Annotated in this window: 28 protein-coding genes; 17 read left to right on the top strand and 11 right to left on the bottom strand. The window is 68.8% G+C overall.

Going from position 1 to position 26,554, the window contains the following annotated elements; all coding sequences use genetic code 11:
• Positions 1-24: 24 nt before the first annotated feature.
• The 5 genes from purL (at position 25) to IM776_RS00645 (ending at position 3,943) form a co-directional block, all read left to right on the top strand.
• Positions 25-2,355, top strand: coding sequence for a phosphoribosylformylglycinamidine synthase subunit PurL (purL, locus tag IM776_RS00665; protein ID WP_194421180.1), 2,331 nt, complete (start codon positions 25-27; stop codon positions 2,353-2,355).
• Between the two features lie 139 nt (positions 2,356-2,494).
• The gene (locus IM776_RS00660) at positions 2,495-2,635 is read left to right on the top strand and encodes a hypothetical protein (protein ID WP_194421179.1); all 141 of its coding nucleotides are present in this window, start codon (positions 2,495-2,497) and stop codon (positions 2,633-2,635) included.
• A gap of 180 nt (positions 2,636-2,815) precedes the next feature.
• Positions 2,816-3,169, top strand: coding sequence for a TraR/DksA family transcriptional regulator (locus IM776_RS00655; protein ID WP_194421178.1), 354 nt, complete (start codon positions 2,816-2,818; stop codon positions 3,167-3,169).
• Positions 3,170-3,242: 73 nt separating this feature from the next.
• Positions 3,243-3,725 carry a DUF6098 family protein gene (locus IM776_RS00650; RefSeq protein WP_228479834.1) on the top strand — a complete coding sequence of 161 codons (483 nt, stop codon included), beginning with the start codon at positions 3,243-3,245 and terminating at the stop codon, positions 3,723-3,725.
• Positions 3,726-3,769: 44 nt separating this feature from the next.
• Positions 3,770-3,943, top strand: a complete 174-nt coding sequence (locus IM776_RS00645) for a hypothetical protein (RefSeq protein ID WP_194421177.1) — start codon at positions 3,770-3,772, stop codon at positions 3,941-3,943.
• A 118-nt stretch (positions 3,944-4,061) separates the two neighbouring features.
• Here the strand turns inward: IM776_RS00645 and gnd are convergent, their stop codons facing one another.
• Both gnd and IM776_RS00635 read right to left on the bottom strand, forming a co-directional pair.
• Positions 4,062-5,117 carry a phosphogluconate dehydrogenase (NAD(+)-dependent, decarboxylating) gene (gnd, locus tag IM776_RS00640; RefSeq protein ID WP_194421176.1) on the bottom strand — a complete coding sequence of 352 codons (1,056 nt, stop codon included), beginning with the start codon at positions 5,115-5,117 and terminating at the stop codon, positions 4,062-4,064.
• Between the two features lie 111 nt (positions 5,118-5,228).
• Complete coding sequence (locus IM776_RS00635) at positions 5,229-6,923, bottom strand: glycoside hydrolase family 13 protein (protein ID WP_228479833.1); 1,695 nt, start codon at positions 6,921-6,923, stop codon at positions 5,229-5,231.
• 113 nt (positions 6,924-7,036) lie between these two features.
• Between IM776_RS00635 and IM776_RS00630 the strand changes: the two genes are divergently transcribed.
• Positions 7,037-7,831: a hypothetical protein gene (locus tag IM776_RS00630; RefSeq protein ID WP_194421175.1), complete on the top strand. Its 795-nt coding sequence runs from the start codon at positions 7,037-7,039 to the stop codon at positions 7,829-7,831.
• A gap of 22 nt (positions 7,832-7,853) precedes the next feature.
• Here the strand turns inward: IM776_RS00630 and IM776_RS00625 are convergent, their stop codons facing one another.
• The 5 genes from IM776_RS00625 to IM776_RS00605 form a co-directional block, all read right to left on the bottom strand.
• Positions 7,854-9,305 carry a lipase maturation factor family protein gene (locus IM776_RS00625; protein ID WP_194421174.1) on the bottom strand — a complete coding sequence of 484 codons (1,452 nt, stop codon included), beginning with the start codon at positions 9,303-9,305 and terminating at the stop codon, positions 7,854-7,856.
• 152 nt (positions 9,306-9,457) lie between these two features.
• Positions 9,458-10,363, bottom strand: a complete 906-nt coding sequence (locus tag IM776_RS00620; RefSeq protein ID WP_194421173.1) for a glycine betaine ABC transporter substrate-binding protein — start codon at positions 10,361-10,363, stop codon at positions 9,458-9,460.
• 49 nt (positions 10,364-10,412) lie between these two features.
• Positions 10,413-11,333: an ABC transporter permease gene (locus tag IM776_RS00615; RefSeq protein WP_194421172.1), complete on the bottom strand. Its 921-nt coding sequence runs from the start codon at positions 11,331-11,333 to the stop codon at positions 10,413-10,415.
• Positions 11,333-12,652 carry a quaternary amine ABC transporter ATP-binding protein gene (locus IM776_RS00610; protein ID WP_228479832.1) on the bottom strand — a complete coding sequence of 440 codons (1,320 nt, stop codon included), beginning with the start codon at positions 12,650-12,652 and terminating at the stop codon, positions 11,333-11,335. Before IM776_RS00610 ends, IM776_RS00615 begins: the two co-directional genes overlap by 1 nt.
• 281 nt (positions 12,653-12,933) lie before the next feature.
• Positions 12,934-14,178, bottom strand: coding sequence for a class I SAM-dependent methyltransferase (locus tag IM776_RS00605; RefSeq protein WP_228479831.1), 1,245 nt, complete (start codon positions 14,176-14,178; stop codon positions 12,934-12,936).
• Between the two features lie 61 nt (positions 14,179-14,239).
• On the opposite strand from IM776_RS00605, the gene IM776_RS00600 reads away from it, so the two are divergent.
• From IM776_RS00600 to IM776_RS00590, 3 genes are read left to right on the top strand one after another with little or no spacing between them, the layout of a single operon-like run.
• Positions 14,240-14,908, top strand: coding sequence for a TetR/AcrR family transcriptional regulator (locus IM776_RS00600; protein WP_194421170.1), 669 nt, complete (start codon positions 14,240-14,242; stop codon positions 14,906-14,908).
• A complete protein-coding gene (locus IM776_RS00595) occupies positions 14,905-15,969 on the top strand; it encodes an ABC transporter ATP-binding protein (RefSeq protein ID WP_194421169.1) in 1,065 nt (354 codons plus the stop codon). Before IM776_RS00600 ends, IM776_RS00595 begins: the two co-directional genes overlap by 4 nt.
• Position 15,970: 1 nt before the next feature.
• Positions 15,971-16,768, top strand: a complete 798-nt coding sequence (locus IM776_RS00590; RefSeq protein ID WP_194421168.1) for an ABC-2 transporter permease — start codon at positions 15,971-15,973, stop codon at positions 16,766-16,768.
• A gap of 30 nt (positions 16,769-16,798) precedes the next feature.
• Here IM776_RS00590 and IM776_RS00585 read toward each other — a convergent pair whose 3' ends face one another.
• A complete protein-coding gene (locus IM776_RS00585) occupies positions 16,799-16,996 on the bottom strand; it encodes a CDGSH iron-sulfur domain-containing protein (protein ID WP_194421167.1) in 198 nt (65 codons plus the stop codon).
• Positions 16,993-18,069, bottom strand: coding sequence for an iron-containing redox enzyme family protein (locus tag IM776_RS00580; RefSeq protein ID WP_194421166.1), 1,077 nt, complete (start codon positions 18,067-18,069; stop codon positions 16,993-16,995). Before IM776_RS00580 ends, IM776_RS00585 begins: the two co-directional genes overlap by 4 nt.
• A gap of 198 nt (positions 18,070-18,267) precedes the next feature.
• Between IM776_RS00580 and IM776_RS00575 the strand changes: the two genes are divergently transcribed.
• The 3 genes from IM776_RS00575 to IM776_RS00565 are packed head-to-tail and all read left to right on the top strand — an operon-like array spanning position 18,268 to position 20,275.
• Positions 18,268-18,675, top strand: coding sequence for a GntR family transcriptional regulator (locus IM776_RS00575; protein WP_194421165.1), 408 nt, complete (start codon positions 18,268-18,270; stop codon positions 18,673-18,675).
• Complete coding sequence (locus tag IM776_RS00570) at positions 18,672-19,589, top strand: ABC transporter ATP-binding protein (RefSeq protein WP_194421164.1); 918 nt, start codon at positions 18,672-18,674, stop codon at positions 19,587-19,589. Before IM776_RS00575 ends, IM776_RS00570 begins: the two co-directional genes overlap by 4 nt.
• Positions 19,589-20,275 carry a hypothetical protein gene (locus IM776_RS00565; protein WP_194421163.1) on the top strand — a complete coding sequence of 229 codons (687 nt, stop codon included), beginning with the start codon at positions 19,589-19,591 and terminating at the stop codon, positions 20,273-20,275. The genes IM776_RS00570 and IM776_RS00565 overlap by 1 nt, the downstream gene beginning before the upstream one ends.
• A gap of 42 nt (positions 20,276-20,317) precedes the next feature.
• On the opposite strand, the gene IM776_RS00560 is transcribed toward IM776_RS00565, so the two are convergent.
• Entirely contained in the window at positions 20,318-20,908 is a 591-nt protein-coding gene (locus IM776_RS00560; RefSeq protein ID WP_194421162.1) for a winged helix-turn-helix domain-containing protein, read from the bottom strand.
• 75 nt (positions 20,909-20,983) lie between these two features.
• Here IM776_RS00560 and IM776_RS00555 point away from each other — a divergent pair, with 75 nt between their 5' ends.
• Complete coding sequence (locus IM776_RS00555) at positions 20,984-22,429, top strand: MFS transporter (protein WP_194421161.1); 1,446 nt, start codon at positions 20,984-20,986, stop codon at positions 22,427-22,429.
• Positions 22,430-22,483: 54 nt separating this feature from the next.
• Entirely contained in the window at positions 22,484-23,287 is an 804-nt protein-coding gene (locus IM776_RS00550) for a MerR family transcriptional regulator (RefSeq protein WP_194421160.1), read from the top strand.
• 26 nt (positions 23,288-23,313) lie between these two features.
• Here IM776_RS00550 and IM776_RS00545 read toward each other — a convergent pair whose 3' ends face one another.
• Complete coding sequence (locus tag IM776_RS00545) at positions 23,314-23,532, bottom strand: SCO4848 family membrane protein (RefSeq protein ID WP_194421159.1); 219 nt, start codon at positions 23,530-23,532, stop codon at positions 23,314-23,316.
• Positions 23,533-23,606: 74 nt separating this feature from the next.
• Here IM776_RS00545 and IM776_RS00540 point away from each other — a divergent pair, with 74 nt between their 5' ends.
• The 3 genes from IM776_RS00540 to IM776_RS00530 are packed head-to-tail and all read left to right on the top strand — an operon-like array spanning position 23,607 to position 26,290.
• Entirely contained in the window at positions 23,607-24,224 is a 618-nt protein-coding gene (locus IM776_RS00540) for an RNA polymerase sigma factor (RefSeq protein ID WP_228479830.1), read from the top strand.
• Positions 24,217-24,681: a hypothetical protein gene (locus IM776_RS00535; protein ID WP_194421157.1), complete on the top strand. Its 465-nt coding sequence runs from the start codon at positions 24,217-24,219 to the stop codon at positions 24,679-24,681. The genes IM776_RS00540 and IM776_RS00535 overlap by 8 nt, the downstream gene beginning before the upstream one ends.
• 31 nt (positions 24,682-24,712) lie before the next feature.
• Positions 24,713-26,290, top strand: coding sequence for a S8 family peptidase (locus IM776_RS00530; RefSeq protein ID WP_194421156.1), 1,578 nt, complete (start codon positions 24,713-24,715; stop codon positions 26,288-26,290).
• The last annotated feature ends 264 nt before the right edge of the window (positions 26,291-26,554 follow it).

The following is a 26,554-nucleotide window of genomic DNA, read 5'->3' as shown; positions in this document are numbered from 1 at the left end:
CCTCTTCTGCCACTTGGAGCGCGCGTGACCACCGCCCCCGAAGCATCCGCTCGTCAGCACGTCCCCGACTCCGTCTCCAACGCCGAGGCGACGCCCGAGAAGGAGCAGCCCTACGGCGCCCTCGGGCTGAAGGACGACGAGTACGCCCGCATCCGCGAGATCCTCGGCCGCCGCCCCACCTCGGGCGAACTGGCCATGTACTCGGTGATGTGGTCGGAGCACTGCTCGTACAAGAGCAGCAAGAACTACCTCAGAAGGTTCGGCCAGAAGGTGTCCGACGAGATGAAGGAACGCCTCATGGTCGGCATGGGCCAGAACGCGGGCGTCGTCGACGTCGGCGAGGGCTGGGCCGTCACCTTCAAGGCCGAGTCGCACAACCACCCGAGCTTCATCGAGCCGTTCCAGGGCGCAGCCACCGGCGTCGGCGGCATCGTCCGCGACATCATCTCGATGGGCGCACGGCCCGTGGCCGTGATGGATGCTCTCCGCTTCGGCGCGATCGACCACCCCGACACCGCCCGCGTCGTGCACGGCGTCACCGCCGGCATCTCGTTCTACGGCAACTGCCTGGGCCTGCCGAACATCGGCGGCGAGACGGTCTTCGACTCCGTGTACCAGGCCAACCCTCTCGTGAATGCTCTGGCCGTGGGCGTCCTGCGCCACGAAGCCCTCAAGCTCGCGAACGCCGAGGGCGTCGGCAACAAGGTCGTCCTCTTCGGCGCGCGCACCGGCGGCGACGGGATCGGCGGCGCCAGCATCCTGGCATCCGATTCCTTCGACAGCACCGGCCCGACCAAGCGCCCCGCCGTCCAGGTCGGCGACCCGTTCGCCGAGAAGGTGCTCATCGAGTGCTGTCTCGAGCTGTACCGCGGCGAGCTGGTCGAAGCCATCCAGGACCTCGGCGCTGCCGGCATCTCGTGCGCGACCAGCGAGCTCGCCGCCAACGGAAACTCCGGCATGCACGTCTCGCTCGACAACGTGCTGCTGCGCGACCCCTCGCTGACCGCCGAAGAGATCCTCATGTCGGAGTCGCAGGAGCGCATGATGGCGATCGTTGCTCCCGAGAAGCTCGACGCGTTCCTCGAGGTCGTGAAGAAGTGGGACGTCGAGACGTCCGTGCTCGGCGAGGTCACCGGCGACGGCCGCTTCGTCATCGACTGGCAGGGCGAGCGCATCGTCGACGTCGACCCGTCGACGGTCGCGGTCGACGGCCCGGTCTACGACCGTCCGGTCGCCTACCCGACGTGGATCGACGCGCTGCAGGCGGATGCCGCCGAGCTGCTGCCCCGGTCGAACGACGGCGACGTGCTGCGCGAGCAGTTCCTCGCGCTGGTCGGCTCGCCGAACCTCGCCGACACCCGCTGGATCACCAACCAGTACGACTACTACGTTCTCGGCAACACCGCCCTCGCCTTCCCCGACGACGCCGGCATGATCCGCGTCGACGAGGAGTCCGGTCTCGGCTTCGCGATCTCCACCGACGCCAACGGACGCTACTGCCAGCTCGACCCGTACGCGGGAGCCCAGCTGGCTCTCGCCGAGGCCTATCGGAACGTCGCCGTCACGGGGGCTGAGCCCACCGCGATCACCGACTGCCTGAACTTCGGCAGCCCGGAGAACCCCGAGGTCATGTGGCAGTTCGGGCAGACCGTCGACGGCCTCGCCGATGGATGCTACGAACTCGGCACCCCGGTCACCGGGGGCAACGTCTCTTTCTACAACCAGACCGGTGACACCCCGATCCACCCGACTCCGCTGGTCGGCGTGCTCGGCATCATCGACGACGTCTCGCGCCGCATCCCGTCGGGCTGGCAGGACGAGGGGCAGAACATCTACCTGCTCGGCACCACCGCGACCGAGCTCTCGGGTTCGGCGTGGGCCGACGTCGTGCACGGCCACCTCGGTGGCGTCCCTCCGAAGGTCGACCTCGCCGGCGAGAGGACCCTCGCCGGGCTCATCGCCGCCGCGCGCGACGAGTGGTTGATCTCCTCGGCGCACGACGTGTCGGAGGGCGGCCTGGCCCAGGCACTCGCCGAGGGTGTCATGCGCTTCGGCGTCGGCGCCCGCGTCTGGCTGACCGAGCTCATGGATCGCGACGGGGTGGATGCAGCATCCGCTCTCTTCTCGGAGTCGACCGGGCGCGTCATCGTGACCGTGCCGCGCGAGGAGGACGTGAAGTTCCAGGGCCTGTGCGAGGGACGCGGCTACCCGGTGCTGCGCATCGGCGTGACCGACACCGAGCCCGACCTCGAGGTGACCGGGCTGTTCACGGTCTCGGCAACCGAGCTGCGCTCCGTGTCTCAGGCGACGCTTCCCGCGGCCTTCGGCCCGACCGTCGCGGAGCCGGTGGCTTGACCCCGCCGCTCGCGCTGTCGATATCTGTCGACGCTGCTGAAGTTTCTGCATCGTCAACAGATCTGAGCAGCGCGAACCAGGGAGCAGCAGCGCGAACCGCCAACCACGAAGCGGCGAGCGAGACGATCAGGAGCAGCAGATGAGCGACAACCCGAGCGAGGACTACGGCGACCTCGGTGAGCGCCGCAACCGTCGCATCCGCATGATCGCGTGGGTGACGATCATCGCGCTCATCCTGGTCGGCGGCGGCTCGACCGTGCTGAGCCTCCTCTTCGGCTAGGCCTGTCGGCCGGTCCCGGCCGACCCCTGAGCCTGTCGACCCCCGCCAGATGGCTGGTGATCCGCACACCTGGCTGGCGAAACACCCGGATCCGACCGGCATCCGTCCGTTTCGCCAGCCGTCCGTACCGGATCGTCACACCAGAGCCGCTCGACGTAACCCTGGGCCTAGGGTATGGGCATGAGCGACGACGAGCTGCGCACACTCCTCGACGTGCTGCGGCGCGAGGCGAGTGACCGCACCGAGGCGTTATCGGCGACGCTGGCGCAGCTCACGCACGACCGCAGCAGCCAGAGCGACGACGACGAGCACGACCCCGAGGGGGTGCCGCTCTCTGCGGAGTGGTCGCGGCTCAGCGGGCTTCTCGACGGCGCCCGCGAAGAGCTGAAGCAGGTCGACGAGGCGCTGGCGCGCATGGATGCCGGCACCTACGGCGTCTGCGCGAACTGCGGTCGCGGCATCCCGGTCGCTCGCCTGCGCGTGCGTCCGTTCGCGGAACTCTGCGTGCCGTGCGCGGAGAAGCTCGGGCGCTGAAGGCTGGGCGCTGCGCGCACGGGTTGTCAAGCCTCTGGCACCCGGTCTCGCGAACCAGGATGCTGGACGCACCATGGCACCCTCGTCGTTCACGATCTCGGAAGCGCATGAGCCACCGCTCATGCCGCTCAGCGAAGTGCGCCTGCTCGCCTGCGAGACGCTGAGGGATGTCGTCGGCCTCGTCGAGCAGATCGAGCCGCTCTACGTCCGGTACAGCGAGGGGCCGGACCACGACGCCGGCGGGCGCAGCCTCGACCTCGAGAGCAGGCTTGAACTGCCAGGACTCTCCGTGAACCCGATGACCCCGGAGTCGTGGTGGGCACGCCCCGTCGAGGACTGGGTCGCGCGCCAGCTGTGCCAGTACCAGCACCTCGCCGACAAGAATCCGCGCCGATTCGCATGGCTGCTCACGGGCGCCATCGCCGGACGCGGACCGGACTGCGAGCCCCTGCTCGTCGACACGATGGCGATCGCCTCCGTCTCGCAACGGGCGCTCGACGAAGCCTCCGAACGGTATCACCGCGCGTTCGACGCCGGCCGAGGCCCCGAGGACTGAGCCACCGCAAGCCACCGCAGACCAGCAAAGAGAAGGAGTATCCCATGAGCGATCCCCGCACCGACGATCCCTCCGCCGGCTTCGACAAGGGCACCGGAGACCCGAACGACGACCGTGCGTTCCTCGACGACCTGCCGCCGGCGCAGGCCGAGGACGACGCCGACGCCGCTGACGGCGCCGAAGACGTCGATTCCGACGAGACGGATGCCGACGCCTGACGAGGTCGGGCCCCGGATCTCAGGTGTCGCTCCCGCGCCCGCCCGTTGAAAGGAGGAAACTGCCCGCCTGAGACCGCTGTGGCGTACAGTTTCCTCCTTTCATGACCGGGAATGCGGCTCAGCGCACGTCGGACTTGCGGCCGCCCGCCTCGAGAACGTCTCCCGCCGGGAGTTCATTGTGCCCGCCGAACTGCAGGCGCATCGCCGAGAGCACCTGGTTGGCGAACTGATCCTCGCCACGTGATGCGAACCGCTCGAACAGGGATGCCGCGAGCACCGGAACCGGAACGCCGACGTCGACCGCGGCCTTGACCGTCCAGCGGCCCTCCCCGGAGTCGGACACGCGACCGGCCAGCCCGTCGAGCGTCGGGTTCTCGTGCAGCGCGGCAGCGGTGAGATCCAGCAGCCATGACGAGATGACCGATCCGCGCCGCCACAGTTCCGCCACCTCGTCGGTCTTGATCGGGAACTGGTAGTACTCGGGCTCCTCGAGAGGCGCGACCTCGGCGGAGTGCTCCGCTTCGCGCACGCCGGCATCCGCGTTCTGGAGCAGGTTGAGGCCCTCTGCGATCGCCGCCATGATGCCGTACTCGATGCCGTTGTGCACCATCTTCACGAAGTGCCCCGAGCCCGAGGGGCCGCAGTGCAGGAAGCCCTGCTCCTCAGCAGTGAGGTCGCCGGTGCGACCGGGCGTACGCTCGACCTCTCCGGTACCCGGCGCGACCGTGCGGAGGATGGGCTCGATGTGCTCGAACGCCGCGTCGGAGCCGCCGACCATCAGGCAGTAGCCGCGTTCGAGGCCGAACACCCCGCCGCTGGTGCCGACGTCGACGTACTCGATCCCCTTCTCGCGCATCGTCTTCGCCCGGCGCACGTCGTCGCGGTAGTTCGAGTTGCCGCCGTCGATGAGGATGTCGCCCGGCTCGAGCACCGACGCGACCTCCTCGGCGACGGAACCGGTGAGCGATGCGGGCACCATCATCCAGACCACCCGGGTCGGCTCGAGCTTCGCCGCGAGATCGGCCATGCTGTCGGCGCCTGTGGCGCCCTCCGCGACGAGAGCGGCGACGGCATCCGCGTTCACGTCGTAGACGACGCATTCGTGCCCGTCGCGCATGAGGCGTCGGACGATGTTCGCGCCCATCCTGCCGAGTCCGATCATGGCCAGCTGCATGTCTGCTCCTCCCGATCCGGGCTCCTCGCGAGCCGAGTCGTGGTCATCCTGGCACGGCGATCGGCGGGATGCCACCACCTTGCATCGGGTTGCGGCGGGGCGATCACGTCCTCAGCGGACGATCCACACCGTCGTCTCACCGGGCAGCTCGCCGTCCACCCGCCGGCTCGACAGCATCACCTGTCCGCCCGGCAGCGGCACCGGTTCCTCGCCGAAGTTGGTCATGACCTCCCAGCCGTCCGGACGGCGGAAGTGGAGCACGTCGGCGTCGTCGGTGGGCACCCACTCCAGTGATTCCTCGGTCTGCAGCTGATGCCGCAGCGCCAGCGCACGGCGGTAGAGGTTCAGAGTCGAGTCGGGCGCTGCCTCCTCGGCCTCGACCGAGTAGTCGGCGAACCATTCGGGCTGGGGCAGGTGCGCGCCGTCGGCGCCGAAGCCGAAGCTGGGCGGCTTAGTGGTCCAGGGCAGCGGCACGCGGCATCCGTCCCTCCCGAGGCCGTCGGAGCTCCACTCCCCCTGGGCGAGCGAGCGGGTGTAGGCCGGGTCCTGCCGCTGGTCGCCGGGGATGCGGGCGACTTCGTGCAGGCCCAGCTCCTCGCCCTGGTAGATGTAGGCGCTGCCGGGGAGCGCGAGCAGGAACAGCGTCGCCGCGCGTGCACGGCGCTCTCCGCGTTCGAGGTCGACACCGTCGGCCGGGGCACCGGCGATGATCCACTCGGCGCCCTGCTTCACGTCCCGCCCGTGCAGCGGCGGCAGGCCGTACCGCGTCGCGTGCCGGACGACGTCGTGGTTCGAGAGCACCCAGGTCGACGACGATCCCGACGCCGCCGAGTGACGCAGGTTGTCGGTGACGATGCTGTGGAACTGGCCGGCATCGAAGTCGGCCGTGAGTAGATCGAAGTTGAACGCCTGACCGAGTCCCTCCGGCGAGGCGTACCTCGCGCGCCGCTCCGGGGTCGACACCCACGCCTCCGCGACCGCGGTGCGCGGCGGGTCGTACTCGTCGAACAGCTCGCGCCACTCGGCGTAGATGTCGTGGACCTCGTCACGGTCCTTCAGCGGGTGGCGGCCGGAGGTCTCGTCGAGCAGCGCCAGCTCGGCGGCGCTCGGCAGGTCACCTGGCAGATCCTTCATGAGCAGATGGGCGACGTCGACCCGGAATCCGTCGACGCCGCGATCCGACCAGAACCGCAGCGTGGTGAGGAACTCCTGCCGGACGTCAGGGTGGTCCCAGTTGAAGTCGGGCTGCTCCTTCGCGAACGTGTGCAGGTACCACTGGCCATCGCCGACGGGCTCCCAGGCGGAGCCGCCGAACACCGATCGCCAGTCCGCCGGAGGCAGCTCGCCGTTCTCGCCGAGCCCGTCGCGGAAGATGTAGCGGTCCCGCTCAGGCGATCCCGCCGGAGATGCGAGCGCCGCGCGGAAGAACGCGTGCCGGTCGGACGAGTGGTTCGGCACGATGTCGACGATCACCTTGATGCCGACGTCGTGCAGCGCCGCGGTTATCTCGTCGAAGTCGGCGAGCGTGCCGATCCTCGGGTCGACGTCGCGATAGTCGTCCACGTCGTAGCCGCCGTCGGCGAGCGCCGAGGGGTAGAACGGGCTCAGCCACACCGCATCGACGCCGAGCTGTACGAGGTAGGGCACCCGGGAGAGGATCCCGCGCAGATCGCCGATGCCGTCGCCGTTCGAATCCGCGAAGCTCCGCGGATAGATCTGGTACACCGCCGCCTGCCGCCACCAGTCGGCGGCAGAGTCTGCGGGTTCCGGCGTCAGCGCCTGCTGGGCGGTCTGATCAGTGCTCACGTGGCCTCCTTCGATGATGGATGCTGCGCGTGCCACGCTACGCGGTGGTCGGGTGCGAGGCCAGGGAAGTCGTCGGTCTCTGCGACACCCCGTCGCAGTAGGCTGAACGCATCATGCAAGAGTTCTGGCAGTGGGCGGGCAACTTCTGGTGGCTCATCTTCCCGATCATGGGGATGGCCGGCGGTGCCGCCAAGGCGTGGGAGCAGGGCGCGAAGCGCCGCCACGAGCGCCGGCTCGAGACGCTGCGCCTCAAGGGCGAACTCAAGGCCGCGCAGCTCGCGGCGCGAGGACAGGCACTTCCCGCGAAGGCGAAGGCACAGGACGTCGCATCCGATTCGCAGCTCTCGTCGAAGGAGCTGCTCGAGCGCCTCTTCGCCGAGCATGACGAGATCACCGCGCGCTGGCTCGACTACGAGCTCGATGTCGCGAAACTCATCGCCTTCCCCGCCATGAGCGACGGGCGCCAGCCGCTCACCGCGGCATTCCTGCGTGCGAAGAAGACCGCCGACACGTTGCGGCCGTCATCCGTGAACGCCAAGATCAGCGAGCAGCAGGTCAGCGAATACCTGGATGCTGTCGGCAACACCGCCGTCGCATTCGAGATCGCCGAGAAAGAGGCCCGCCGACTGCGCAACTCCACGTTCAGCGAAGCCGAGCGTAAGAAGCTCGACCGGGCGCAGAAGCTGCTGAAGGTCGCTGTCGACGACTCCGCCACCCAGGCCGAGCGGAACGTCGCCTACAAGCGCGTACGCGAGGAGCTCGACGGGCTCATCGTGCTGAGCGACCAGGCCGTCGAGGTGCTCGAGAAGCAGGTCGCGCGGGAGATCACCGGGCCCGCCACCCCGCCGGTTCCGGCCCCCGCTCCGGCCCCGGAACCGGAGCGGATGCCGCAGAAGCGGCAGGACTGACGCCTTCGGCAGATCGTTCGCGCTACCGCAGCCCGAACGGCCCGAGCACGTCCCGGCGCCGGTCGCGCACCCACACCGCGCCGCTCTCGCGCTTCTCCTCCCGCGTCGTGAAGCGGTAGCGGTACGACACCGCCCGCACCCATCGCGGCCGCTCGCCCGCGAACGGGTCGTCGCGCAGCATCCGCAGCGTCGGCTCGTCGGCTTCCAGCAGCCGCACCAGGAACGCCGTGAACCAGTCCTCCAGCGAGCGGCCGAGCGGCAGGAACCACATCAGCCAGTCCAGTCGCAGATGGTACGGGGCGAACTGCCGCGGCACGCGGCGCACATCGCCGGGCTTGCCTTTGAACTCGTACTCACGCCAGTCCGCGGCATCCGGGTCGGCGACCGTGGTGCCCTCCACGACGATCTCGATCCGCTCTTTCGTGACCGTGCCGAACGCGCCGTAGGCGTTCGCGAGCTGCCAGCGGTTGAAGCTCGCGTTCATCAGTTGCCGCTTCGCGAACAGGTTGTGCAGGGCCGGCCAGCTGAGGACGACGTACAGGATGCCGACGAGCGAGGTGATCACCAGCCACCCCACACCCAACTCCGGGGCGCGGGGCACCGCTGCGTGGGGCAGCCCGATCGCCGAGAACGCGATGACGATCGTCGCCCAGTTCAGCCAGGCGAAATTGCCGGTCAGGACCAGCCACGTCTGGGTGAGGATCACGATCGCGCCGGACACCGCGCCGACGATGGCGGGGACAGGGCCGGGCACGAACAGCCCGAGGATCGGCGCGAACAGGAAGAACGGCACCACCAGCTGCGCGAAGTGATTGCCGAGCACCTCGCCCTTGTGGAACCACCGCGGCAGCAGGTGCGCCTGCCGGCTGAGCGGCCCCGGCATCGGCTGCGTCTCGTGGTGATAGGTGAGCGCGGTGAGATCGCGCCATTCGCGCCCGCCGCGGATCTTGATCATGCCCGCACCGAACTCCAGCCGGAACAACAGCCACCAGAACAGCACGATCACGACGGTCGGCGGGGGTTCGTTGCGGGAGCCGAGGAACGCCGCGAGGAAGCCGGCCTCGAGCAGCAGCATCTCCCACCCGAAGCCGTAGAACGTCTGCCCGATGCTCGAGATCGACATGTATCCGACCCACAGCAGCAGGAAGCAGATCATCGGCACCCAGGGCGGCGCGAACTGCGGGACGCCGAGGATGAGTGCGGCGGCGATCACGATGCCGGCCCAGCACAGTGCAGCGAGGCGCCTGTCGGTGTAGCGGATCCGCGTGAAGAGGGTGGGGCGCAGCATCCGCCTGCGTGCCTTCGACGCCGATGCCCACTCGAGAAGCTCGGGTGCGGGCAGCAGGCCGCGCTCACCCAGCAGCGGACGGAACTGATTCAGCGTCGAGACGAACGCGACGAGGTACAGCGCCGCGATGCCGCGCTGCAGCACCTCGCGTGCGAAGCCGAAGTCGACAGCTGCGAATCCGTCCATGCAGCCATCGTCGTGCGCGCGATCCCGCTCCGAAAAGGGGGTTGCGCGCCCGCACTCAGGAGGAGAACACAGCGATGGGCGGAGCCTCCAGCTGGAAAGCTCCGCCCATCGGCGTGATCTCCGCCCAACGCCGCGCGCCGGGGAAGCGGGTCTTACTCGACGACCCAATCGAACTGGTCGCCATTCTCCTCGAGCCAAGCGTCCACGGCACCTACCGGGTCGTCCTTGTACTCGTCACCGGTGACCAGACCCTCGAGCGAGCCGTACTGCTCGTCGTCCAGCTTGATCTTGCCGAACAGCTCGGCCGCCTCGGGGAACTCCTCGGTGACACCGGCGTGCGCGATGAAGTTGAGCGTCTCGGGGTCGCCCATGGCGCCCTTCGGGTCCTCGAGGTCCTTCATCTCCCACTGGTTGTACGCCCAGAACGGACGCCACAGGGTCACGACGATGTCCTCTTCGGCCGCGTATGCGGTGTCGAGTTCTGCGAGCATGCCCGAAGTCGACGAGGTGAGCAGCTCGTACTCGCCGTCGAGGCCGTACTCGGGCATGGCCGTTTCCTGGGTCTGCTTGGTAAGGCCGGCGCCCGGCTCGATGCCGACGATCTGGCCGCCGAAGCGGTCGGCCTGACCCTTGAGGTCTTCGATGGAGTTGACGTCGTCCATGTACGTCGGAACGGCGAGCGTCAGCACGGCGCCCTCGTAGTAGGCACCGAGGTCCTCGAGGTCGTCGCCGTACTGCTCCATGTACGCGGCGTGCGTCACCTCGGGCCATGCCGAGGGGTACACGTCGAAGTCGCCCTGGGCGAGACCGGTGTACAGCGGGCCGGCCTCGGTCATCTCTTCCATCTCGACGGTGTAGCCGAGCTTCTCGAGCTGGTCCTGCGCGAGGTAGGCCATGCTCAGGCCGTCGGTCCAGCTGGGCAGGTAGCCGAGCGTGATGGTGCCCTTGTCGCCGCCTTCGCCGCCTTCACCGCCGTCGCCTGCCGCACAGCCCGCGAGGGCGAGGGATGCTGTGACACCGAGTGCTGTGATGGCTGTGATGTGCCGGAACTTCTTCATAGTGCTTCCTTTCGTATGTTCTGCTGCGTTTCGTATGAGTTCGGGGAGGTCATGCGGGAACGGGCTGCGCGGTGGCGTCCGTCTTCGCCGCCTGCTGCGAGGAGCGGCGGCGCGACAGAATCTGGAGCAGCGACGAAGGATGATCGCCCGGCGTTCCGAGCGCCGCGGTGACGCGGTCGAGGAACACGGCGATGAACACGACGCCGAGGCCCGCCTCGACGCCCTGAGGGATGTTGATGGTCGCGAGGGCCGCAGCGACCTCCTTACCGAGTCCGTTGGCGCCGCCGATACCGGCGATGACCGCCATCGACAGGGCGAGCATGATGACCTGGTTGATGCCGGCCATGATGGTCGGCATCGCCAGCGGAAGCTGGATGCCGCGCAGGATCTGCCCCGGGGCCGCGCCGAACGCGTGCCCGGCCTCGACGGTCTCGGAGTCCACCCCGCGGATGCCCAGCTCGGTGAGCCGCACCCCAGGGGGCAGCGAGAAGATCACGGTCGCGATCACGCCCGGCACGAAGCCGACGCCGAAGAACACGATCACGGGAATCAGGTACACCATCGAGGGCATCGTCTGCATGAAGTCGAGCACGGGTTTCACGATCGCGCTGACCCGGTCGTTGCGTGCCGCCCAGATGCCGAGCGGCACGGAGATCGCCACGGTGACCAGCGCGGCGATGAGCACCAGCGCGAGCGTCTCCATGGCGTGGTCCCACTGATCCATCCCGACGATGATCGTGAAGGTCACCAGGGTTCCCACTGCGAGCTGCCACGACCGCAGCAGCCACGCGACCAGCGCGAACGCGAGGATCATGATCGGCGCCGGCAGGAAGTTCAGCACGTCGGCAAGGCCCTCGACGAGGAAGCCGACGATGTTCGAGATGATGTCGAGCAGGATCTTGAGGTTGTCGCGGATCCAGTCGACAGCGACGTCCACGGCCTGGCCGATGGGAAGGCGGAATCCGTCCATCAGTTCACCGTCCCTTCATTCGATGCCTCTGCCGCGACGGCATCGGACTCCCCGAGCAGGGCGTCGGCCTCTTCGAGCACCGCATCGATCTCTGCGTGCGGCACGGGCGGCAGCGGCAGGGTGATCTCCTCGGTCGCACCTGGGCCGGGGCCGAGGGCCGCCAGCAGCGTGACGCGCGGGATGACCCCGACCAGTCGATCGTCGGCATCCGTCACTGCCAGCGGCAGCGGCGACTCCACGGCGGGGATGAACAGGTTCATCAGCACCTCGTCCTCGTTCACGCTCTGCGGAACAGGCTTGATGATCGACGACAGCTCGGACTCGCCCTTGCGGATGAGCTTCACGGCATCCCGGTCGGTGACCATGCCCAGGAGCTTCTTGTCACGGCCGGTGACGTACACGGCCGACATGTACGCGTCGCGCATCTGGCGGAGCGCTGTGCGGGGGCCCGCCGATTCTGCCACGACGGGGCGCGGCAGCTCCATGACATTGGATGCCGTGAGCACACGTGCCCGGTCGACGTCCTGGACGAACTGCGCGACGTAATCGTTGGCCGGGTCGGTGAGGATGTCCTCCGGCGTGCCGATCTGGACGATACGGCCGTCGCGCATCACGGCGATGCGATCACCGAGGAACATGGCCTCGTTGAGGTCGTGGGTGATGAAGACGATGGTCTTCTGCAGCTTCTCCTGCAGCTCGACCAGCTGCTCCTGCATCTCGCGGCGGATCAGCGGGTCGAGGGCGCTGAACGCCTCGTCCATCAGCAGGATCTCGGTGTCGGCGGCGAGCGCGCGAGCGATGCCGACGCGCTGCTGCATTCCGCCGGAGAGCTGGCTGGGCAGCTTGTCGCCCCAGCCATCGAGCCCCACCATCGTGAGGACCTCTTCGGCCTTCGCGAGGCGCTCGGACCTCGGCACGCCCTTCAGCTCGAGCGGGTAGGCGACGTTGTCGGCCACCGTGCGGTGCGGCAGCAGCGCGAAGTGCTGGAACACCATCGACACGTTCTCGCGACGGATCTCGCGCAGGCGCGCGGCCGGGATGCCGGTGATCGTCTCGCCGCCGATCGTCACGGTGCCGTCGGTGATGTCATGCAGGCCGTTCAGCATGCGGATGATGGTCGACTTGCCCGATCCGGACAGGCCCATGATGACGAAGATCTCGCCTTTGTTCACGGTGAAGCTGGCGTCGATGACGGCAGCGGTTCCGGCATCCCGTACCTCGGCGCGGGATTCTCCGGACTTCAGACGCTGGACGGCTTGCTTCGGATTCCGTCCGAAAACTTTGAAAAGATGGCGCGCTTCAAGAGCGGTTTCGGTCACGTTTCCCCCGCGGCTCCCGACTTCGGGTGACGGTGAGCCTGCTTCGGTTGCGCCCGGGTGACATCCACACGGCCGTTTCGACATCGCTGCGCTGGCGGCACTGGCGACGGGAGTCGGTCCCGCCGCAAAGAACATCGACCATACGTCCGCGCCTCTTCGCAGCACAGCTTTTCGAAAGAAGGACGCGGTCGCGGACTGGTCTCAGACCAAAGGTCTACATTTCAACCTAACAAAAGTCGCGGACTGTGTCGAATGTCGACAATCTGCGGCGCGGAATGGATTCAGCGTCGGATGCTGCGGGTGACGGTGAACTTCGGAGTGCGGTGGAGCTGCTCGGTGGGGCCGATCCGGCGCGTCAGTTCGGGCTTGTAGGCGAGGTGCGAGTTGTAGACCGTGAGCAGTTCGCCGCCCGGTGTGAGGATGCGGGCGGCCGCGTCGAACAGCCGCGTCGCGGCGCCGGTGTGGATGCTGGCACCCAGGTGGAACGGCGGGTTCAGCAGGATCAGATCTGCGCTGTGATCGGGGATTTCCGAGCCGGCGTCGTCGTGGGTCACAGTGACGCGGTCGTGGATGCCGTTCGCGATCATCGTGGCACGGGCGGATGCCACGGCCGCCGCTGAGCGGTCGGTGGCGATGACGCGCGCATCGGGGTGGGCGAGGGCGTAGGCCGCGGCGAGCGCGCCCGTGCCGCAGCCGAGGTCGACGACCGTTTCGACTCCTCGCTGCGCTCGTCGCTCAACGCGTTTCGTCTCGCCTTCGGCTCGCTCAACGACCCGTGAAGGCTCGCGGGCCTCTGGTGCGGGTCGTTGAGCGGAGGCGCGGAGCGCCGCAGACGAAACGGGGTGAGCGAGCGGAGCGAGTCGAAGCCGCTCCAGCACCTCCAGCAGCACCCGGGTCCCGATGTCGAGCTTCGCGCCGGCGAACGCCCCGCCGTGCGCGACGAGCGTGAGTCCGTCGTGCTGCATGGTGATGGGGTACGGCGGCTCGGCCGGAACCTCCCGACCCCCGCTCGCCACGATCAGCCGCGACTTCCGCTCGGCACGCTGCGGCTGGACGCTCTCGAAGCTCCGCCCGAGCACCTCGTTCTGCGCCAGGGTCATGTGCTTCACGCGCCCGCCGGCGATGAGCGTCACATCCGGCAACGCCCAGCGGGCGACGGCATCCGCGATCTCCTCCAGCTCGGCGAGCGCCTTCGGCAGCTGCAGCAGCACCAGCCGCGCGCCCTCCAGCAGTTCCGGACCCAATTCACACGGTGTGAATCCGTCGAGCCCGAGCTCCGCGGCGTTGCGCGCGAGCGCCCGCCGCCCGGTCGCGAGGTCCTGGTGCACGCGGACACCCCGCCGCCCGGCATCCACGAGCGCCAGCGTGATCGCGCCGTACTCGTCGCCGATGACCGCGATCTCCGCGCCATCGACGCCGGCGGCCAGTGCGCGCTGGGCGAGAAGCTCATCCGTGGCATTCCAGGCCTGCAGGTTCGGAGCCTCCACATCGGGGAAGCGCCGCAGCGACGCGTACGAGAAGTCCACGTCCCCAGCGTACGAGCCGCACCTCTTGACGATGGCTGAACAGTTGTTTAGTATGCTGTACATGCGTTCAGCATCCGATGACCTCACCGCTCGCGCCCGCATCCGGGACGCAGCCATAATCGCCTTCGCCCGTGGCGGATTCGACGCCGTGACCCTGCGCACGATCGCGAGCGACGCGGGCGTGAGCCCGGCGCTGATCGTGCACCACTTCGGCGACAAGGCCGCCCTGCGCGCGGCATGCGACGAGCATGTCGTCAGCGTCTTCACCGACGAGAACCACGAGCTCATCGATGCCCCGACGACCGATCGCATCCGTGCGGCGCTGAACGACATCGAACGCTACGGCCCGTACATCGACTACCTCGGGCGCATGCTGGTCGACGGCTCTCCCGCCGCGGATCGCCTGTTCGACGGCATCCTCGCCGGAACGCGAGCGACGCTCGACGAGCAGCGCGACGCGGGCCTGCTCGTACCGATGAGCGATCCCGAGATGACCGCGCTGCTGATGGCGCTGATGGGGCTCGGGCCGGTCGTGATGCGCGCGCAGATCGCCCGCGCGCTCGGCCAGGATCAGCTCAGCCCCGCCGGCCTCCGGCGCGCGACCCTGCCGACCATGGAGCTGCTCACACACGGCATCTACGCGACCGATGCATTCCTCGAGGGGGCGCGTGCCGCGATGACCGCGGATGCCGCGGCCGCCGACACGGCAGAGACCGAGGAGGAGCGATGACCGACACGATCGAAGTCCGCGCATTGCACAAGCGGTACGGCCGCAATGTCGCGCTGCACGAGCTCGACCTGCGCGTGCGGCCCGGGACGATCTTCGGCCTGATCGGACCGAACGGCGCGGGCAAGACCACGACGCTGCGCACGCTGGTCGACGTCATCCGCCCATCGTCGGGGACCGTGCGCGTGCTCGGCGAGGAGCCGCGCCACGGCGGGGCCGCGCTGCGCCGGCGGATCGGATACGTCCCCGGCGAGCTGCGCCTCGAGGGCCGATCGAGCGGCCACCGCCTGCTCGCGTTCTACTCCCAGGTGTCGGGGTCCGCCGGTGGGGCGGCATCCGTCCTCCGCACCGCACGCGACTTGGCCGACCGGCTCGGCGTCGATCTCGACCGGCCGGTGCGCACGCTGTCGAAGGGCAACAAGCAGAAGCTCGGCCTGATCCAGGCGTTCATGCACCGGCCGGAACTCCTCATCCTCGACGAACCGACCAGCGGCCTCGACCCGCTCATGCAGCGCGAGTTCCTGCAGCTCGTGCGCGAGGCGAGGGATGCCGGGCAGACCGTGCTACTGAGCTCGCACGTGCTCAGCGAGATCCAGCAGACCGCCGACGAGGTCGCTGTGCTCGCGAGCGGGCGCATCGTCGCCGAGGGAGACGTCGCCTCGCTGCGACTCGGATCCGTGCGGCGCGTGCGCGTGCGGCTGGCGGTGGCGGATGCCGCGGCCACCCGCGCCGCGTTCGAGCGGGTTCCCGGAGTCGAGACCGTGGATGCCGCGGCTCACACCGAGGGCGTGCAGCTGTCCGCGACGATCGAGGGCGCGATCGATCCGTTCGTGAAAGCGCTCGCACAGTACGAGGTGCAGGAGCTCACGGTCGAGGAGCCCGACCTCGAGGAGTCGGTGCTGCGGCTGTACGGCGACGCGAGCGCCGCCGATGCGTCGACGCCCCCTCCTTCCGCCGACGCCCCCAGTAAACGACGCCGCCCGGTGGGGGCCTCGGCGGCAACCGGGGGCGTCGATGAAGGCGCACCCCGGTCTCGCCGCTCGGCACGCGGAAGGAGGCGCTGACATGCGCAGCATCCTGCCGGTGTTCCGGCGCAGCATGCGCGAATCGTGGCGCAGCCTCCTCGGCTGGTCGATCGGCATCGCCGCCGTGCTGTTCCTCTACCTGCCGCTGTATCCGAGCTTCGGGGCGAGCGCCGAGCTGCAGGGACTCATCGACTCGCTGCCGAAGGAACTCGTCGACACCCTCGGGTACAACCAGATCTCCAGCGGTGCCGGCTACGCCGAGGCGACGTTCTATGGACTGATGGGATTCCTGCTGCTGACGATCGCCGCCGTCATCTGGGGCTCGTCGCTCGCCTCGGCCGAGGAGAGCGGACGCGCCGAACTCGATCTCGCGCATGGCATCGGGCGCAGCCAGTATGCACTGGAGACGGCGCTGTCGGTGCTCGTGCGACTGCTGTGGCTCGGCGCGTTCGCGGGCATCGTGGTGTGGGGACTGAACGGACCGGCTGAGCTCGAACTCGAGTCCGTGCGCATCATCGGCGCGAGCGCCGCCCTCGTCGGATTGGCATTCCTCGCGGCCGGCGCCGCGCTGCTGGCCGGAGCCGCGACCGGCCGCCGCATCTGGGCCACCGGTGTCGGTGCCGGCATCGCGGTGCTCGGATACATCCTGCAGGCGCTGGCCAAGCAGTCCGACGACCTGGAGTGGCTGAACGCGCTGTCGCCGTACTCCTGGGTGTATCGGCAGTCGCCCTTGGCGGAGGGCGTCGACTTCGGCGGGCTCGCACTCACCTGGGGCATCGCACTGACCCTCGCCGCGGCATCCGCTCTGGCATTGCGCGCCCGCGACCTCCGCGGCTGACGCCAGCCCACCGCGGCGAGGGCAAGCGCCTCAGTCGGTGCGGAAGCCGACCGACTTGTGCGTGCCGTCGCAGTACGGCTTGATCGTCGACACCCCGCAACGGCAGAGCGCCACTGTGCGTCGCGTGCGCGGAATCGGCCTGCCCTCGTCGTCGACGATCTCGATGTCACCCCGCACCAGGAGAGGGCCGTTGGGACACGGAGTGATGGTGACGGGCCTGTCCGTCATGCCGCGGCCGTCCGGTCGACCCCGCGTGCCGCTTCGGAGTCTCGCAACGACGACTCACCCGCCTGCCAGCATTCGAGGATGTGATCGCCGGCCCAGCCCTCGAGGGCGAGGCAGGCGGCCGCGCCGAACACTATGTCGTCCACGAGCCCCGGCTCGTCTTCGGCCAGCGATCCGGCGAGATCACGCCCCGCGATCTGCTCATGTACCGCATCGGCCTCGACATGCTCGTCGTAGTACGCGGCGACGTCGTCGTCGAAGCCCAACCGACGGAGCCCTTCGGCCACGAAGCGGCAGGGAATGGACGACGTCATCTCGAACGCGGCGAGATGTCCGACAGCGGCTCCGCGAAGGCGCCGGTTCATGCCGAACATCGTCATGAGATTGAACGCCGCGAGCGTGATCGCGGGAACGGCGTCGACGTAACGGCCGTAGGTGTCGTCGAGTCCAGCGGCGCGGAGGCTGCGCGCGTACATCACCTGATGCATCCGCTGGTGGCTTCCGCCGCCGTACTCGTCGGCCTGGATCTCGAGCAGCGCCGCCTTCGCCCTGCCGGTCAGCCGGGGGATGACCCACGAGTGCGCGTCCGCTTCGCGCAGGGTGTAGATGCTGTGCTGGGCCAGGTATTCGCGCGCCTGGGAGGCGTCAGCGTGTCGCGCGATGTAGCGGGAGAGGCTCGGACCAGGTGTCGGCTTGGTCATCTCGAAGAGAGCTTCGGCGACCTCGGCCGAACGCGGTGCGGGAACGGCGAGCGGTCCGACCTGCCGGCGAACGGATGCCTCGAAAGCATGCTCGAGGATCAGGCGGGCCTCTATCACGCGCCTGTCCCATTCCCACTCGGCGCCGTGCTGCGCGAGGGAGCCGTAGCTCAGCGCGTACAGGAGGAACAGCGACAGCTGAAGATCTTCGTTCCGAGTAGCATCGTCCGCCCCCTCGGCGGCCGCGGCGAGGGCGATGAGGTCGTCCGCGCGATTCGCGTCGCCGGCCAGGACCCCGAGGATCGCATCGCTGAGCGCACCGCGGGATTCGATCGAGACGGCCCCGAGCTCATACGTCGAGGCCGTCGCCTTTGGCATCACGTCCGTCACTGTCTCCTGCCCTTCCGCGGCGGTGGGCGCACAGGCGGCGCCTCGTCGGCGACGATACGCGTTCACCACTCAGACCGAAGGGGACTTGACGACCGCCCGCGCAGATGGCTAGGAGAACGGGTTGACACATCGCTGGTCACATGGTTACCTAGTCGAGTAAGTAACCAACTGACCCGCGGAGGCATCGTGATCGAAGAAGGCAAGGCGCTCTTCCTCCAGATCGCCGAGCAGATCGAGGACCAGATCCTCGACGGCTCGCTGCAGGAGGAGTCGAAGGCTCCCTCCACCAACGAGCTCGCCGCCTTCTACCGCATCAACCCCGCCACCGCCGCGAAGGGAGTCGCCATGCTCACCGAGAAGGGCGTGCTGTACAAGCGCCGCGGAATCGGCATGTTCGTCGCCACCGGCGCGCGCACGACGCTGCTCACCGAGCGGCGTTCCGCGTTCGCCGACCGGTACATCGATCCGCTCCTCGCCGAAGCCCGCACGCTCGGGCTCGGCGCCGAAGACCTGGCCGCTCTGCTGCGCGAAAGAGCAGCCGCAGTGTCCGACACCACCGCGTCATCCACGAAACCTGAAGGGAACCCGGCATGACCGCCGTCATCGAGGTGCAGAACCTCACCAAGCACTACAAGGACAAGAACGCGCTCGACAACGTCTCGCTCAGCATCGACGCCGGCGCGATCTACGGCCTGCTCGGCCGCAACGGCGCCGGCAAGACCACGCTGATGTCGATCCTGACCGCGCAGAACTTCGCCTCGTCGGGCGAAGTCCGCGTGTTCGGCGAGCACCCGTACGAGAACTCCCGTGTGCTCAGCCGGATGTGCTTCGTCCGCGAGAGCCAGAAGTATCCGGATGACGCGACGCCGCGCCACGCGTTCAAGGCGGCGAGCCTGTTCTTCAAGAACTGGGACCAGGAGTTCGCCGCGCAGCTGATCGAGGACTTCCAGCTTCCGATGAAGCAGACGATCAAGAAGCTCTCGCGCGGACAGCTCTCGGCGGTCGGCGTGATCATCGGGCTCGCGTCCCGCGCCGAGCTCACGTTCTTCGACGAGCCGTATCTCGGACTCGACGCCGTCGCCAGGCAGATCTTCTACGACCGGCTGCTCGAGGACTACGCGGAGCACCCGCGCACGATCATCCTCTCCTCGCACCTGATCGACGAGGTCGCCAACCTCATCGAGCGCGTGATCGTGATCGACACCGGCCGAATCCTGCTGAACGAGGAGACGGATGCTGTCCGCGACCGCGCCGTGACCGTGGTGGGCGATGCGACCAAGGTCGACACCTGGGCATCCGGACGCGACGTGCTGCATCGCGAGGCGCTCGGATCCGTGGCGTCGGTCACCGTTCTCGGGCACCTCTCCGTCGACGAGCGGGCGCAGGTCGCGGCATCCGGCTTGGATCTCGCCCCGGTCTCGCTCCAGCAGCTCATCGTCCGTCTCACCCAGAAGGCCGCCGCGGAGAACGGCGCGACGGCCGGCGCAGGAACCCAGGAGGTCCGCTGATGTCTCGCACACTGAATGTCGTCCGTCTGCAGCTCATCAACAAGCAGACCTTCATCTGGGTGCCGTTGATCGTGCTCGGAGCCTCCGTGGTCATCTCGGTGCTGATCTACGCGATGATCCCGGTCTCTGAACCGAAGTACGGCGGCGGCGGGCAAGCCCCGCTGTGGGTGTTCTTCGCCGTCGGGATGTCGGCGATGACCCTGACGTTCCCCTTCTCGCAGGCGATGAGCATCACCCGACGCGAGTTCTTCGTCGGAACGCTCCTCACCGCGGTGATGGGCAGCGCCTTCATGGCGATCGTGTTCCTCATCGGTGGCGGCATCGAGCTGCTCACCAACGGCTGGGGCGTCAACGGCTACGTGTTCCACCTGCCGTGGCTGTGGGAGGCCGGCCCGCTCGGCGCGTTCGTCATCTTCTTCACGCTCGCGCTGTTCTTCTTCGTCGTCGGCTTCACCGGGGCGACCGTTTACAAGAGCTGGGGCCCGGTGGTGCTGACGATCGCGAGCGTCACGCTGGCACTCGTGCTGGTCGGACTCGTGTTCCTCGTGACCAGGCTCGAGCTGTGGGGCGACGTCGGAGCAGCCATCATGAACCTCGGCGCCCTCGGGCTCGCCCTGTGGGGGCTGGTGGTGGTCGCGGCCCTCTCGCTGGTGTCATTCCTCGCGTTCCGGAGGGCGAAGCCGTAGCTTCCTGAGATCTGAGGGGTGGATGCTGTCGGCATCCACCCCTCAGATCGTGTCGTCGGCGGCGATGATGTCGAGGGCCCAGAGGCGGTTGTCGGGGTCGTCAGGGTCGTGGGCGTCCTGCACCTCTTTGATGAGCTCCTGGATCCGCCGTTCGAGTTCTCGGAACTCCACGGCCGTGAGCCTCAGATTGCTCTGCGCGAACGTCCCATGCACATCGGCATCGCGGCCGGACACGTAATCGGGCGCCCACGCCATCACGCGCCGCACCACATCGAGGTGATCCTCGGCGAGAGCGCTCATCAGCACACCGCCGAGTACCTCGTCGGCTACCGGATGCTCCGGCGAACCGATGTTCCACGCACCTTCGACCGCCTTCCAGACGCGGTCGCGGCGGTCGCGGGCGTGCTCCGGCGCCTCTTCGATCAGCCCGGCGTCGGCGAGAACGCGCAGGTGGAAGCTCACGCTGTTCGCCGGAACGTCGAGATCAGCGGCGACATCGGCCGCCCGAGCGTGCCCGCGGCCGGCGATGACCTTGGCGATGCGACGGCGCAGTGGGTGGGCGTAGGCCTTCAGCATCTCCGTCGTCGCCTGCTTCGCGTCCGGATGCACCGGCTGTGGTCGCTCGTCCGCCATGGCCCGAGTCTACCCACAGCAAAACTTGCGCAACTTCTATTGCGCAATTGATGTTGCGGATCTACCATCGATCGCATGACCACCGCCACCGCTCCGCACAGCCTGATCCGCAACGGGCGCTACTTCGCCTGGCTGATCAGCGATACGGCAAAGGGCCTCGCGAGCGCGCTGTTCGGCTTCGCCATTCCGCTCATCGCTCTGTTCGTGACGAACGAGCCGGCTCAGGCCGGCGCGATCAGCGCCGTCGGAATGACGATCCGCACGGTCACGACCGTGTTCGGCGGTGTGCTCGCCGACCGGCACCGCCGCATCGTGATGATGGTGATGGGCTCGCTCGTCGGCGTCGTCCTCTCGGTCGCGTTCACGGTGCTCGCGCTCACCGACGCGCTCACGTTCGTGACGCTGCTGATCATGGAGATCGTGCTGGCCGCCCGCACCGGACTGTTCGACATCGCGGGCGAGAGCGCCCTGAAGGAGATCGTGCCGGACGCCGCGATGGGCAGGGCGCAGGCCGCGAATCAGGGCCGGGATGCCGTGCTGCAGCTGGCCGGCGGGCCGCTCGGCGGCGTGCTGCTCGCCGCAGGCGCCTGGCTGATCGGCGCCGCGATGGCCGTGTGCCACCTGATCGCCGCCTTGACGGCATGGATGCTGCAGCGCTCGGCCGTGCGACCAGAGACCGCCCGTCCCGCCCCTCCCGCCCCTCGCGCCGGGGAAAACGGAGACGAGTCGGCGCGTCGCCGGCGCGTCGGGGCCGGACTCGCCGTCGACACGCCAGATGCTCCCGGTTTTCCAACTGAAGTCGCAGATGAGGCAAGAGGCGCGGATGCCGCGGTATCCGACACCGGCCTCGTCGCAGCCGCGATCGCCGTCGGCAGGCCCAACGCCATGCGCGAAGTGCGCGAGGGGTTCGGCTGGCTGTTCTCCCGCGTCGACCTGCGCGGCGTGCTGTTCGTGGCGACGATCATCAACCTCGGCTTCAGCAGCGCCCTGACAACCGTCATCTATGCGCTCCAGCAGCAGGGACAGTCGCCGGTGACGATCGGGCTGCTCGCGACCGGCGCCGGGGTCGCCATGCTCGTCGGCGCCCTGTTCGCCCCGCTTCTCGTCTCACGCGTCCCGGCCGGGACGGTCATCATCGGCGGACTGGCCGTCTCGGCCGTGGGTGTCTTCGGCCTCATCCCGATGCACGACCCACTGCCGCTGACGCTCGTGCTGGCGGGGATCGTGATCTTCATCCCCGCGGTCAATGCGGCGCTGATGGGCTACTTCATGGTCGCGACACCCACCGAGATGCTCGGGCGCGCCAACAGCGCTTCCGCCGTGCTCGGGATGGGAGCGATGCCGCTGGCACCGCTCGTCGCCGGCACCGGCCTGTCGCTGATCGGGCGCGAGGCGACCCTCATCGTCGGCGCCGTGATCTGCGCGATCGCCGTGCTGCTGGCGATCTCGAACGCCGCGCTGCGCGCGCTTCCCGCCGAGTCCGGCTGGTCCGCCCACGCCGCCCGGTTCTCGATCCGGTAGATCACGCGACGAGATACTTGACCCTGACACTGTGGCAGGCAGGAGAACGGAAGCATGCTGTCCATCGGAGCGTTCGCGCAGATCGGCCAGGTGACCCACCGGATGCTGAGGCATTGGGACACCGCCGGATTGCTCGTGCCCGCTCACGTGGACGAGTTCAGCGGCTACCGCTCCTATGATCCGTCGCAGCTCGAAAGGCTGCACCGGATCGTGGCGCTCCGTCAGCTCGGCTTCGGCCTGGATCACATCACGATGATCCTCGAGCAGGGCGTCGACGCCGATCGCATCGGCGCGCTGCTGCGTGTGCGCCGCGCAGAGGTCGAGGACGAGCACCGGATCGCGGCCGAACGACTCGTCGACGTCGAGCGGAGGCTCCACCTCATCGAGAAGGAGAACCAGATGTCCCAGATCGAGATCATCGAGAAGCCCCTGCCCGCCGTCCGCCTCGCCGCGCAGCGCGCGGTCGTGGCCTCACAACCCGACGTCGCGGGTGTCGTCGGGCCGGCGTTCGATGCCGTCGCGGAGATCATCGGCGATCTGCGCGGCGCGCTGGAGACGCCGATCGCGCAGTACGAGAACGTCGAGGATGGCGTCTCGATCGTCGCCGGGTACGCGTACAGCGGCCCCGAGCGCGACGGGTTCGAGATCGTGGAGCTCCCCGCCGAGGACGCTGCCGTCTGCGGCATCCATCTCGGATCGATGGCGGGCATCGCCGACAGCTGGCAGGCGATCCATGCCGAGATCATCGCCCGCGGCTTCGTTCCCGCCGGCCCCTGCCGCGAGCTGTACGTGCGGGCGGTCTCAGACGATCAGTCCGACTGGGTCACCGAGCTGCAGCAGCCGGTCGCCCGTGCCTGATGGCGTGACGCGGGCGGATGCCGCGGCTACAGCGCCCCGGCGAGCGCGGCGATTCCGGCGATCACCGAGACCAGTGCGAGCACCAGCGCGACCGCGATCAGCACCGCGTGCACCTTGAGGAACGCGGTGGCCCTGCCCTCGGCATCCCGGGCCCGCGGGTCGCGAGCGACCCGCTTGTAGAACTGCGGCCACACGACCACGTTGAAGGCGGCGTTGAGGAAGAGCAGCACGGCGAGGGCGATCACCGCTCCAGCCTAAGCGCCCGATGTATCAGGAAAAGCTTGCCGTGCTCCTGGTAGGTGTGAGCACAATGATCTTCATGACCGACCCTTCACCCGGGGGCGCTGTCAGTGACGGTTCGGCGCGGTGGGAGCGTGCGGCCGATCTGTTCGCCGACTGGCGTTCCGGCAATGTGCGCGCCATGGACGACCTGGTGCGCCTCATGACGCCCGTACTGTGGCACGTCGTGCGCGCATACGGCGTCGATCGCGCCCTCGCCGAGGATGTCGTGCAGTCGACGTGGCTCGCCCTCGTGCGCAGCCACGAGAAGATCGCCGACTTCCGTGCGATCTCCGGCTGGCTCACGACGACCGCGCGCCGCGAGGCGTGGAAGGTCTCCACCCGGCGAAGGCGAGCGGATGCCGTGGCCGACGAGGTTCTCGAGCCGCTGCTGCCGGCACAGGAATCCGCGGAGTCCGAAGTCGCGGCATCCGATGAGTCGCGCCGCATGTGGGAGGCTGTCGCCGCCCTTGATGAGCGCTGCCGCCGGCTGCTGCGCGTCGTCGCGTTCGAGGATCGCCCCGACTACGCCACGCTGGCCACTCAGCTCGAGATGCCGGTCGGCAGCATCGGCCCGACCCGCCGACGCTGCCTGGTCAAATTACGCACTCAGCTGACGCGCGACGGATACTCGACCGAGGGGACCGGCGATGGCTGACACCGACGCAGAGCTGTTCGCAAGACTGCGCACGGCCGCGGGCGAGATCGACCCCGTTCCGCGCGATCTCGTCGACCGCGTGATCGCGGCGATCGCCGTGTCCGACATCTCACGCGAGTACGCGCTGCTCACCCTGATCGAGAACGCCGAGGCCGAGGTTCGCGGCGGCGAGGGCGAGCGCGGCGACGGCGAGACGACGACGCTCCAGTTCAGCGACGGGTCGGCGACCATCCTGCTGCACGTGACGCACACCGAACGCGGCCGCCGGCGCGTGGACGGCTGGGTGGATGCCGGCGCCGTCGAGGTGCGCCTCACCCAGGACGACCGCACCTGGACCACCGCCCCCGACGACCAGGGGCGCTTCGCGTTCGAGGATGTCGCGCCGGGGCTCAGCCGCGTACGCCTCGTCGTCGGCGGCGACCAGAAGGATCTGCTCACACCGCACTTCGAGGTGTGAGGACTGAAGCGTCGAACCGAGAGGGAAAGCGATGGCGCAGCCCGATAAGTGGAGTTGGCAGGACCGTGCGGAGGGGTCGATCCCCCGCGGCGCGGCGCTGGATCCGACCGTGGAGCCGGTAGACGGCATCCGCGCCTTCCCCACCGCGTATCTGCCCGACCGGATGCTCATCTCCGCGAATCTGGACGGTGAGAACGGTGCGTACGACCGCGACATCCGCGCACTGACACAGGCCGCCGGCTCGTTCGGCTGGAACCTGGAGGTCGAGGACGCGGACGTCGTGCGCTCCGGTCGCGGCGCGCAGATGCTGCCCGGCATCCCGGGCGTGCACCGTGCGGTGCTGACGACGCCGGAGATCCCGCGTGAGGGAGAGTCGCCCGTCCCGCCAGACGCGTGGCGGGTGCTGCAGCGGGCGCGGCGGATCGTCGGCGGGCCGATGCCCAGGGCGAGCCTCGAGCACGTGCTGGCCATCGATCCGGTGGGCCTCAACCCGTTCACCCGCACCAACCCGTTCACCAGGACGAACCCGTTCACCCGCACCAACCCGGTGCGTGGGGCGGGCACCGTCGGCAGCGACGACTACCTCGAACCGGGGCGTGGCGGTCGGCAGCCGATCGCGTGGATCGGGGCGGCTCCGGTGCGCAGCCGGCTCGCGGACAAGGACCGGCGCGTCGTCGTGGCGGTGCTGGACACTGGATGCGGCGAGCACGAGTGGTTGCCCGACTCCATCGTGACCAGGTCGATCGACCTCGACGGGGTGCCGGTCGGGCTCACCGGCGACGACGACCCGGAGCGGTACCCGGATCTGTACGGCCAGCTCGACGGCGAGATCGACGCGGTGGCGGGGCACGGCACGTTCATCGCGGGACTGATCCGCCAGACGGCGCCGGATGCCGACATCCTCTCGATCCGGATCGCGAATTCTCTCGGCGTGGTGGACGAGAGCACGTTCCTGCAGGCGCTCGCAGCCGTGATCGAGCTGCAGCGGCGGTTCGTGGAGGGCGACGACGGCGGGCATCCGGTCGACGTGCTGAACCTGTCGCTCGGGTATTACCACGAGACGCCGCTGGACGGACAGTTCTCGCTCGTGCTGCACGAGCTGCTGCACACCGCGCGGTCGCTGGGCACGGTCGTGATCTGCTCGGCGGGCAACGATGCGATCGATCGCCCTTCGTTCCCCGCGTCGCTGTGGGCGTGGCCGGGAGCCGACAACGGTCTGAGGCCGGACAAGGCCGTGCCGCTGGTGTCGGTCGGGGCGCTGAACCCGTCGCGACGGTCGCTCGCGCTGTTCTCGAACGTCGGCCCGTGGGTGCGCACCTATGCTCCGGGCGCGATGGTCGTCTCGACGACTCCGGCGTTCACCGGTGGCACGCAGGCGGCGACGCGGGCGGACTTCGACGGGTTCGAACGGCAGACCGTCGACCCCGACGACTACCGCGGCGGTTTCGTCGCGTGGAGCGGCACATCGTTCGCAGCTCCCTACGTCGCGGGGAAGGTCGCGGCGCTGCTGGGGGCGCTGCCGCTGGATGCTGCGGCATCCGCGTCGGCGACGAAGAAGGCCGTCAGCGAGGTGCTCGCCGCGCTGCCGCCCGACGCCCCGCTCGGCTGAGCGGTACGCCTGGCGCGGCTTCGATTCGCTCCGCTCGCTCAACGACCCGCGACCAGAGTCGTCGCCGTCCCCGCGGGTCGTTGAGCGCAGGCGGCGCAGCCGCCGAAGACGAAACGGGCTGAGCGACGAGCGCAGCGAGGAGTCGAAGCCTCAACACCCGCACGAGTGGCTTCGACTCGCCTCCGGCTCGCTCACCCCGTTTCGTCTCGCTCCGCTCGCTCAACGACCCGCCCGCAACGCCTCGCACGGAAGTCGCCGCTTCCG

The organism is Microbacterium abyssi, from assembly GCF_015277895.1.
GTDB lineage: Bacteria > Actinomycetota > Actinomycetes > Actinomycetales > Microbacteriaceae > Microbacterium > Microbacterium abyssi.
The sequence above is the reverse complement of the archived record's forward strand: the minus strand, read 5'-3'. Positions and strand labels throughout refer to the sequence as shown.

Bases quoted from the DNA above. Each gene is read 5' to 3' on its own strand.
- IM776_RS00660 (WP_194421179.1), top strand. From the start codon at position 2,495: ATGAGCGACAACCCGAGCGAGGACTACGGCGACCTCGGTGAGCGCCGC.
- IM776_RS00655 (WP_194421178.1), top strand. From the start codon at position 2,816: ATGAGCGACGACGAGCTGCGCACACTCCTCGACGTGCTGCGGCGCGAG.
- IM776_RS00650 (WP_228479834.1), top strand. From the start codon at position 3,243: ATGGCACCCTCGTCGTTCACGATCTCGGAAGCGCATGAGCCACCGCTC.
- IM776_RS00645 (WP_194421177.1), top strand. From the start codon at position 3,770: ATGAGCGATCCCCGCACCGACGATCCCTCCGCCGGCTTCGACAAGGGC.
- gnd (WP_194421176.1), bottom strand. From the start codon at position 5,117: ATGCAGCTGGCCATGATCGGACTCGGCAGGATGGGCGCGAACATCGTC.
- IM776_RS00630 (WP_194421175.1), top strand. From the start codon at position 7,037: ATGCAAGAGTTCTGGCAGTGGGCGGGCAACTTCTGGTGGCTCATCTTC.
- IM776_RS00625 (WP_194421174.1), bottom strand. From the start codon at position 9,305: ATGGACGGATTCGCAGCTGTCGACTTCGGCTTCGCACGCGAGGTGCTG.
- IM776_RS00620 (WP_194421173.1), bottom strand. From the start codon at position 10,363: ATGAAGAAGTTCCGGCACATCACAGCCATCACAGCACTCGGTGTCACA.
- IM776_RS00615 (WP_194421172.1), bottom strand. From the start codon at position 11,333: ATGGACGGATTCCGCCTTCCCATCGGCCAGGCCGTGGACGTCGCTGTC.
- IM776_RS00600 (WP_194421170.1), top strand. From the start codon at position 14,240: ATGCGTTCAGCATCCGATGACCTCACCGCTCGCGCCCGCATCCGGGAC.
- IM776_RS00595 (WP_194421169.1), top strand. From the start codon at position 14,905: ATGACCGACACGATCGAAGTCCGCGCATTGCACAAGCGGTACGGCCGC.
- IM776_RS00590 (WP_194421168.1), top strand. From the start codon at position 15,971: ATGCGCAGCATCCTGCCGGTGTTCCGGCGCAGCATGCGCGAATCGTGG.
- IM776_RS00585 (WP_194421167.1), bottom strand. From the start codon at position 16,996: ATGACGGACAGGCCCGTCACCATCACTCCGTGTCCCAACGGCCCTCTC.
- IM776_RS00580 (WP_194421166.1), bottom strand. From the start codon at position 18,069: ATGCCAAAGGCGACGGCCTCGACGTATGAGCTCGGGGCCGTCTCGATC.
- IM776_RS00570 (WP_194421164.1), top strand. From the start codon at position 18,672: ATGACCGCCGTCATCGAGGTGCAGAACCTCACCAAGCACTACAAGGAC.
- IM776_RS00565 (WP_194421163.1), top strand. From the start codon at position 19,589: ATGTCTCGCACACTGAATGTCGTCCGTCTGCAGCTCATCAACAAGCAG.
- IM776_RS00560 (WP_194421162.1), bottom strand. From the start codon at position 20,908: ATGGCGGACGAGCGACCACAGCCGGTGCATCCGGACGCGAAGCAGGCG.
- IM776_RS00555 (WP_194421161.1), top strand. From the start codon at position 20,984: ATGACCACCGCCACCGCTCCGCACAGCCTGATCCGCAACGGGCGCTAC.
- IM776_RS00550 (WP_194421160.1), top strand. From the start codon at position 22,484: ATGCTGTCCATCGGAGCGTTCGCGCAGATCGGCCAGGTGACCCACCGG.
- IM776_RS00540 (WP_228479830.1), top strand. From the start codon at position 23,607: ATGACCGACCCTTCACCCGGGGGCGCTGTCAGTGACGGTTCGGCGCGG.
- IM776_RS00535 (WP_194421157.1), top strand. From the start codon at position 24,217: ATGGCTGACACCGACGCAGAGCTGTTCGCAAGACTGCGCACGGCCGCG.
- IM776_RS00530 (WP_194421156.1), top strand. From the start codon at position 24,713: ATGGCGCAGCCCGATAAGTGGAGTTGGCAGGACCGTGCGGAGGGGTCG.